At 74.1% G+C, this 5,624-nt stretch carries 5 protein-coding genes; 2 read left to right on the top strand and 3 right to left on the bottom strand.

Annotated elements, in window-relative coordinates; translation table 11 throughout:
• Window positions 1–881, bottom strand: an 881-nt coding sequence (locus HW577_RS19495) for a S8 family serine peptidase (protein ID WP_198377796.1), incomplete at its 3' end; no start/stop codon positions are given.
• Window positions 882–1,157: 276 nt separating this feature from the next.
• Here HW577_RS19495 and HW577_RS19490 point away from each other — a divergent pair.
• The gene (locus HW577_RS19490; protein WP_198377795.1) at window positions 1,158–1,688 is read left to right on the top strand and encodes an RNA polymerase sigma factor; all 531 of its coding nucleotides are present in this window, start codon (window positions 1,158–1,160) and stop codon (window positions 1,686–1,688) included.
• Window positions 1,685–2,350, top strand: a complete 666-nt coding sequence (locus HW577_RS19485) for a hypothetical protein (protein WP_198377794.1) — start codon at window positions 1,685–1,687, stop codon at window positions 2,348–2,350. The genes HW577_RS19490 and HW577_RS19485 overlap by 4 nt, the downstream gene beginning before the upstream one ends.
• Window positions 2,351–2,656: 306 nt before the next feature.
• Here HW577_RS19485 and HW577_RS19480 read toward each other — a convergent pair whose 3' ends face one another.
• Window positions 2,657–3,517, bottom strand: coding sequence for a calcium-binding protein (locus HW577_RS19480; protein ID WP_198377793.1), 861 nt, complete (start codon window positions 3,515–3,517; stop codon window positions 2,657–2,659).
• A 463-nt stretch (window positions 3,518–3,980) separates the two neighbouring features.
• A partial coding sequence (locus HW577_RS19475) for a PD-(D/E)XK nuclease family protein (protein WP_198377792.1) occupies window positions 3,981–5,624 on the bottom strand: 1,644 nt, incomplete at its 5' end.

The following is a 5,624-nucleotide window of genomic DNA, read 5'->3' as shown; positions in this document are numbered from 1 at the left end:
GCGAAGGCGATGTGCGGGCCGGCGGCGGACCGCGCCCAGGGCCGCCCGGCCCGGTCCACCGCGCTGACCGCGACGGCCCAGGGATGCGCGGCGGGATAGAGCGGTGCCGCGCGCGGCCCGTCATTGCCCGCCGCCGCGACGAACAGCACGCCCTGCGCGGCGGCTTCCGATCCCATCTGTTCCACCACCGCATTCTGCGGGCCGACGACCGAGACATTGGCGATGCGCGCACCGATCGCCGCGGCGCGGGCGAGCGCGGCGGCGATGTCAAAGGCGTCGGCCGATTCGCCATCCGGGCCGAGGTGGAAGGCATCCAGCACCGCGATCCGCACGCCGGGGAGATGGGCCGCAAGCCGCAGCGCCACCGCCGTGCCATGGGCCGTGCGCGCGGGGCGGCGGCCGGCGCCGCGCAGCGTTTCCTGCCGTTCGATCACACCCGCCAGGGCCGGGTGGCGCGGATCCACGCCCGTGTCGATGATGGCGAACAGTCCGGGTTGCGTCGCGAGGCAGGACGGCGCGGCGGAGGTGGCTTCACCCGCCGGCACTTCGGCACTGGCATCGGGCGTCGCCGCCAGGCGATAGCGATGGTTGCGGTCCGCCAGCACGCCCGGCGCGATGCCGCGAAGGCGGGCGAGCGCCGCGGCTTCGGTCAGCCCCTGAGGACCGCGCAGGCGCGCGAGCCCCGGGCGGCTGGCCAGCACGGTGAAGCCCTGCGCGCGCAACCGCGACAGCGCATCGTCCGGCAGCCGCGCGGCGACGATCTCCACCCGCGGGGCCGGGCGCGCGGCCGGCGCGGTCGGAGCAGCACCGAACACACGGTCCAGCGAGCGCTGCCAGGATTGCGGCATGGGGATTCGGCCGGGATTGGGGCCTAGGTTCATCGGCCCGCCATTCCCGCTCCAGCCGCGGCCGCCGCCTCCGTCGCCCCCGCCGGGTCCACTGCCCCCCGCACTGCCGCCAGCGCCAGCGCCGGCCCCCGCGCCACCGCCGGACCCGCCATCGTCGCCGTCATCATCCGCGAGTGCCGGCCCTCCCCCGAGCAGGAGAAGGAGCCCGACCAGCGCCACCACATCGAACCCGCGACCGCGCAAGCCTCTCGCCCTCGCCAGACCATTCTTCTCCGGATATGAGACAGAGGCAGAGTTGCGCCACCCCTTATGCTGCGGAGTCGTCATCGCGTGTCCTCCTTCCAAGCGGATCTGGTCGCGCTGCTGCCGCGCCTGCGCCGCCTGGCCCGGGCGCTGACCGGCAGCCCGGCGGCGGCCGACGACCTGGTGCAGGACGCCTGCGAGCGTGCACTGCGCAACCAGTCGGCCTTCGAACCCGGAACGCGTTTCGATGCCTGGATGTTCCGGGTGCTGCGGAATTTGTGGCTGGACAGCCATCGCCGCCGGGCCGCCCGCGGCGGGGTGCATGAGACGATCGACGTCGCCGAGACGATCTCCGGGGCCGATGGTGCCGAAATTGTGGCATTGCGGCTCACCGTGAGGGATGTGGAACGGGGGATGCTGCGTTTGCCGGAGGAGCAACGCGAGGCCTTGGCCCTGACATGCATCGAGGAATTCACCTTCGCCGAGGCGGCGGCCCTTCTGGGCATACCGCCGGGGACGGTGATGAGCCGGGCGGCGCGGGGACGCATGGCACTGGCGCGGATGCTGCGACCCGCCCCAGGAGGGGACGAATCATGAGCGTCACCGACGAGACCCTGCTGCTCTTCGTCGACGGCCTGCTGCCGGAGGCCGAGGCCGAGGCCATCGCCGCCGCGCTCGAATCCGACCCCGCGCTGGCCGAACGCGCCGCGCTGCTGGCCGAGGGCCGGGACGCCGCGCAGCGCGCCTTTGCCGACACGCTGTCCGAGCCCGTGCCCGCCCACCTGGTCGCCGCGGCGATGGCCCCGGCGGCGGGGAATGACAATCGCGCGGGCTGGCGGCGGACCGGCTTCGGGCTGCTCGCAGGCGTCGCCGCGGGCTTCGCCCTGGCCCTCGCGCTGCCCGGCGGCGAGGGGGACGGGATGCTGACGCCCCGCATCCTCGCCGCGCTGGACTCGCGCGCTGGCACGGTCGGCGGCGGCGTGATCGTGGCGGGCACCCACGCGACCGAGGCCGGGACCATCTGCCGCGCCTTCACGGTGGCCGAGCGGGCCGGCGGCATGGCCGGCCTCGCCTGCCGGGAGGAGGATGGCTGGCGGCTGCGCGCCGCCGTCGCCCGCGCCGGCGGGGGCGGCTACCAGCCCGCGAGCGGCGTCGATCCGCTGATCGGGGAAGTGCTCGAACGGCTCGGCGCCGGCCCCGCGCTGCCGCCCGAGCAGGAGGACGCCGCCCGCCGCCGTGGCTGGACGCCGGCGCACTGACGCGATGGCGGCCCGGGCTGCCATCGGCACGGCATCGCGCGCTGCCGTGGAATGCCCCGCCGGTCGATAGCCATCGTTCACAGCGTCGACCCTTGTAGGAGCGGGATTGCGCCCCGGGATGGCGGGGCACCTGCGCGCCGAACCGAAGGCAGACAGCCCGCCGGGTAGCGCCATGCAGCCAGGCCGAAAAGGAAGTGCCGGGCCACCCCCCAGCGGCCCGGCACCCACCCCCGGCATCCAAGCGGCCCAGCGACAGACCCGCCGCATGGTGGCGGGGCGGTCCCGTCTCCGGGACCGCCCTTCGCCTCAGCCGAAGGAGAAGTCGTCGCTTGTCAGCGACGCGACGCGCACGCCGACCAGCGTCACCGAGATCCCGTCGAGCGGATTGCCCCAGGATACGACCGCGTTGCCGCCGGCATCCTGGCGAAAGCGCAGGTCGGAGAAGTCGTCCACACCGGCATACGCGATCTGGATCTTGTCGTTGGTGACCGAGAAGTCGGTGATGCGGTCCGAACCCGTGCGGCCCTCGAAGCGGAAGGTGTCGTCGCCCTCGCCGCCCGACATCAGGTCGTTGCCGAGGCCGGCGAGGAAGAGGTCGCTGCCCTCACCGCCACGCATCGTGTCGGCGCCCGCACCGCCATCGAGCGTGTCGTGGTCGGCGCCGCCTTCCATCAGGTCGTTGCCGTTGCCGCCGCGCAGCACGTCGTCGCCGGCCTCGCCGAACATGCGGTCGAAGCCATCGCCGCCTTCCAGCGTGTCGTTGTCCGCGCCAGCATGGAGGACATCGGCTTCGGTCCCGCCGCGCAGCAGGTCGTTGCCCTTGCCGCTGCGGAGGATGTCGGCGCCCGCGCCGCCGTCGAGCGTGTCGTTGCCGTCGTCATCGACCAGCACATCGGCGCCCGCATCGCCGAACAGCACGTCGTTGCCGTCGCCGCCGACCAGGCTGTCGATGCCGTTGCCGCCGCGAATGGTGTCGTCCTCGCCGCCGCCGAAGGCGGTGTCGTTGCCGTCGCCGCCGATAATGCTGTCGTTCCCGGCCTCGCCGTACAGCACGTCGTTGCCGAGACCGCCGAAGATCTCGTCGTTCCCGGACCGGCCGAAGATGATGTCGGCCAGGCTGCTGCCGACGAGGCGATCATTGTCCTCGGTGCCGTAGATGGTGGGCATCGTCCTTTCTCCCGGTTCTCTTGCGGCCGGCGCGGGGGTCACCCGATCCGGTTGCCGGCTCAACGCGCGGAAGCGTGACGTTCATCCCAGGGGCAGAGCCATGGCGCTCGCCCCGGTGGCCGACTGGCGGCCGGCCGCGCCACGGTGAAGGCGCGGACCAGCACCCGCCGAAAGCCAGATCCGACTGTCACGCCGGGCTAGCGCGCTCCCCGCAACCAGCGAACAGGACCGGCGCGACCCTGGGAGCCACCATGCCAACAGCCCATGGGCGCAACCTTTGGGCGGCAAGTGCTTCGACGTTCGGCTCGGCGCGCAGCCGCCCCACCGCCGCGAATCGCGCGCGATCCGTCCTTTCGAACGGCTGTCCTGCTCCGGAAGCCATTGGGTCTCGTGCATGGAATCGCATCACGCCGCGTCCGCTTGATCGGATGGCGCTGCAGCCCGCGCCATCCTGCGCCGCGGGTCACTCGCCCGAATCGCTGCCCGCCGACCATTCCGCGATGCGCGAGAGGTGGTCGTAGTCCCCGCCCGCCGCTGCCCGCCCGGGATGGGGGCGGGAGAGGAAGGGCGCGTCGCCCAGCAGCCAGCGCTCCGCCAGCGCGACCAGTCGCTCCGCCGCCAGGTCGGCGTAGCGCGCGCCATCCTCGGACTCGGCGCCGAGGGAGCGGACTTCCCCCGGCTGCTCGCCGCCGGTCAGGCGCCAATAGAGCAGGTCCCCGACCAGCCCTTCCCCGGTGCCCGGAAAGGCGCCCTGTTCCAGCAGCCAGGCCTCGATCGGCAGCTGTGGCGCGCCGCCGGCGGCCAGGTCGCGCGCCTTCGGGACCACGCCGGTCTTGTAGTCCACCACGCGCCAGGACCCGTCCGGCAGTCGGTCGAGCCGGTCGGCGCGGGCCTCGACCTCCACATCGCCGCCGGGCAGGCGCAGCAGCGCCTTTCCCTTCACCTCGACGAGGCAGGCGGAGAGCGGGCCGGGGGCGCGCAGCATCGCCTCCTGCTCCAGCACGAAGGCACCGATATTCGCCAGCCGCGGCGCCCAGAAGGCGAGCACGCCCGGCCGCTCGGCATGCGCGGCGAGCGCGGTGGTGGACGCGACGTGCCAGGCCTCGGCCGCCGCCGCATCCCCCGGCCAGCCCGTGCCGATGGCGCGCAGGAAATGGGCCATCGCGACATGCACGAGGTTGCCGTAGTCGAGCGCGCCGACCTCCTCCTCCAGGGGCTTCAGCGCGGAGAGGCCCAGGATGCGTCGCGCATAGAAGGCATAGGGATCGGCGATCAGCATCTGCGCGTCCGAGACCGTCAGCCGCCGCGGCCGTCGCGCCGCAGGCGGCGCCGGGGCCGGGCGACGCCAGGGCGTCACGCTCTCCGGTGCATCCAGCGCTGCCGCCCAGGCGGCGGCCGGGGAAGGTGAGATCACGAGCCCCGCCTGCCCGGCGAGGAAGGTGTCGAGCCGCGTCAGCCAGCGCGCCGGCACGGTGGGCGAGCCGCCGCGCCGCCCGGCCGCGGAGAGCACAACCTCCGGCGCCGAGGCCGCGGCGAACAGGAAATCCGCGGCGACGCGGCCGATCCGGGCCTCGGGTTCCGGCAGGCCGAAGGCGGCGCGCATCGGGCGGCTCATCCAGGGGCCCGGATCGGTCGCCTGCGGCCAGACCGTCTCCTCGAGCGCGCCGAGCACGACGCGGTCGAAGGATTGCAGGCGCGCTTCCAGCAGGCCGAGGATGGCCACGCGCGGATGCGCCGCATCACCCCGCCGCCGGGCGGCACGCAGCGAAGGCGCGACCGGCCCGGCCAGCGTCGCCTCGAACAGGTCGGGCCAGTCGGCGGGCGCAATCGGCGGCAGTTCGGGCAGCGCCTCCCGCAGCGCATGCAGGTGGCGGGCGAGCGGCTCGCCTTCCTCTCCCGCATACAGCCGCAGGCCGCCGGGCAGGTCGGGGGTCGCGGCCAGCGCCTCCGCCGCCTTCATCTGTGCGTCGAACAGGGCCGCGGCCGGCCGCGAAGGGCTTGCCGGCAGGGCGGCGAAGCCTTCCAGCGCGGCGGCCAGCGCCTTGAGCAGCGACTCGACCGAGGCGGGCGCGTCGCCGCGCGCGGCCTGGTCGGGAGAGGCCACGCC

The sequence above is a fragment of the Neoroseomonas rubea genome (genome assembly GCF_016106015.1).
GTDB lineage: Bacteria > Pseudomonadota > Alphaproteobacteria > Acetobacterales > Acetobacteraceae > Neoroseomonas > Neoroseomonas rubea.
Note: the sequence above shows the minus strand (reverse complement) of the source record. Positions and strands in the feature narration are given on the sequence as shown.

Bases quoted from the DNA above. Each gene is read 5' to 3' on its own strand.
- HW577_RS19490 (WP_198377795.1), top strand. From the start codon at position 1,158: ATGCTGCGGAGTCGTCATCGCGTGTCCTCCTTCCAAGCGGATCTGGTC.
- HW577_RS19485 (WP_198377794.1), top strand. From the start codon at position 1,685: ATGAGCGTCACCGACGAGACCCTGCTGCTCTTCGTCGACGGCCTGCTG.
- HW577_RS19480 (WP_198377793.1), bottom strand. From the start codon at position 3,517: ATGCCCACCATCTACGGCACCGAGGACAATGATCGCCTCGTCGGCAGC.